Genomic DNA, 1061 nt, shown 5'->3' with positions numbered 1-1061 from the left:
CAAAGCCCTACAGCAGGGGATCGCCGAAGTCCACTGCACCAATCCACGCGACTTCGCCACCGATAAGCACCGCCGTGTCGATGATGAGCCCTACGGGGGTGGGGTGGGCATGGTGCTCAAGCCAGAGCCTTTCTTCGCTGCTGTCGCCTCCCTGCCCCGGTTGGATCCCTGCGAGATCATTCTGCTGACGCCCCAGGGGCAACCGCTAAACCAGGCGCTGCTGCAGGAGCTGGCCCAGAAGGCGCAGCTGATCCTGCTGTGTGGCCAGTACGAAGGCTTTGACGAACGCATCCGCCAATACCTGGCCACCCGCGAGGTGTCGCTGGGGGATTTTGTCCTGACCGGGGGGGAAATTCCGGCGCTGGCCCTGATCAACGGCGTGGTGAGGCTCTTGCCGGGCACTGTGGGCAAGGTAGACTCGTTAAAGAGCGAAAGCTTCCAGGCGGGGCTGTTGGACTATCCTCAATACACCCGCCCGGCAGAGTTTCAGGGGCACAAGGTGCCGCCGGTACTCCTCTCAGGCGACCATCAAGCCATTGCCCGTTGGCGTCTGCAGCAGCAGCTGGTTCGAACCTGGCAAAGGCGGCCAGACCTGTTGGCCAAGCGCCCCTTGACCGCCGAAGAGCAGCAGTTGTTGGTAGAGGGGCTGGCGGAGCAGCACCCTCGTGTAAACGAAGCGGAGAAATAAAATGCTCGGCAAGCTTCTCAACCGTCTCCTGAATCCATCGCCCGTCTGCTGGCGTGGGATCCCCTCGCCCCCAGCACTGCTCCTGGTGGGGATGGCTTTGAGCTCGGTTCTGAGCGGTTCTGGGGTGGCCCTGGCCCAAAGCGGAAGTGTCAACGATGCCATTCGCCGCGACAGCAATCCCCCTCTGTTGGATGGCACCAGCATCAACGTCAACGATCTCTTCCGGGCTGCCGACTTCCTCTCCCGCCAGAATGCTGCTTCCCGCTGGGACGGCAAGGCCAGCGTTGATGCTGCTGTGGAGCAATTTAACCAATCCCGCCGCCGCTCCCTCCCGCTTTCTCCCGGTTCCTTGGCACCTGAGCCCACCCCCACT

General features: G+C 62.6%; 2 protein-coding genes. Both read left to right on the top strand.

The window, feature by feature from the left end; translation table 11 throughout:
* On the top strand, positions 1-688 hold a 688-nt coding region (gene trmD, locus NW856_RS00685), incomplete at its 5' end, for a tRNA (guanosine(37)-N1)-methyltransferase TrmD (protein WP_414398589.1).
* A gap of 1 nt (position 689) precedes the next feature.
* On the top strand, positions 690-1061 hold a 372-nt coding region (locus NW856_RS00680), incomplete at its 3' end, for a hypothetical protein (protein ID WP_414398587.1).

It is taken from the genome of Synechococcus sp. R3-13, from assembly GCF_047462195.1.
In the GTDB taxonomy this organism is placed as follows: Bacteria; Cyanobacteriota; Cyanobacteriia; order Thermostichales; family Thermostichaceae; genus Thermostichus.
Note: the sequence above shows the minus strand (reverse complement) of the source record. Positions and strands in the feature narration are given on the sequence as shown.